Below are 1,314 nucleotides of genomic sequence, written 5' to 3' on the forward strand. Positions count from 1 at the left end.
CTCGATCCAGTAACGCTTGGTGTCGAAGGCGTACGTGGGCAGGGGTACGCGGCGTGGTGTGCGGTGTTCGTGGAGTGCGGCCCAGTTCACCGAGGTGCCGTTCACCCACAGCTGCGCCATCGCCTCCCGGGCCAGCCGCACGTCGCCGCGTGGATCGCGCACGTGCCGCATCGAGGCCACCACGATCCGGTCTCGGGCCCGCTCATGGTCGGCCACCAGCGCGCCCGCCGCCGTACCGGGGCCGACCTCAAGCAGGAGCGCGTCCGGTTCGTCGCGCAGCAGCAGGGTCACGTCGTCGGAGAAACGCACGGCGCTGCGGACATGCCCGGCCCAGTACGACGCACTGGTCGCCTGCTCCGCCGTGATCCACTGACCCGTGACGTTGGAGGCGAAGGGAATACGGGGCACTCGCATGTCCACCCGCGCCACCCGACGCTCGAACTCCTCCAGCACCGGTTCCATCATCGGCGAGTGGAACGCGTGGGAGGTCGCCAGTCTGCGATGCAGGATTCCGCGCTCGGCCATGGTGCGCGCGGCCTGCTCGACGGCCTCCTCGGGCCCGGACAGTACCGTCTGAGCCGGGCTGTTCACCGCCGCGACCACACAGCCCGCCGCCTTCGCGAGCTGCTGCGCCTCGTCCTCACCCAGCGATACCGCGAGCATCGCCCCGAGTGCCTGGCGCTGCATCAGGTCTCCGCGGGCGCAGACCAGCCGGATCGCGTCCGCCAGCGTCCACACCCCCGCCACCGTGGCCGCCACGTACTCGCCGAGACTGTGGCCCACCATCGCGGACGGCACCACACCCCACGCCCGCCACTGCTCCGCCATCGCGTACTGCACCGCGAACAACGCCGGCTGCTGCAACCGGGTCTCGCTCAGTCGCTCGGCCGCGCTCTCCGAAGGCTCGCCGTACACCAGCGCGCGAAGGTCCTCTCCCAGTTCCTCCCGCACCACGCGCGCACACTGCTCGAAGACCTCGCGGAACACGCCCTCCCGCTCGAACAGTTCCCGGCCCATGCCCACGAACTGCGATCCCTGGCCCGCGAACAGGAACGACACACGCGCGTCGGAGCGCGCCCGCCCCGTCACCAGACCCGTTCCGTCTGCCAGCGCCCGCACCGCGTCGTCACCACTACGAGCAACCACCGCGGCACGGTACTCGTGCTGCCGCCGCCCCGTCTGAAGCGTGTACGCCACATCCGACAAGGCCGGCTCGCCACGGCGCGCCGAGCGGTCTGCCAGGTGATCCGCCAGGCGCGCCCGCTGGCCCGACAGTGAAGCCGCCGTCTTGCCCGACGTGACAAGTACCTCCCA

The 1,314-nt window shown here is 71.0% G+C and carries 1 protein-coding gene; it reads right to left on the reverse strand.

All coding sequences use genetic code 11. From position 1 onward, the window contains the following. A partial coding sequence (locus ACWCP6_RS37215; RefSeq protein ID WP_450937094.1) for an acyltransferase domain-containing protein occupies positions 1–1,314 on the reverse strand: 1,314 nt, incomplete at both ends.

It is taken from the genome of Streptomyces sp. NPDC002004 (genome assembly GCF_053593975.1).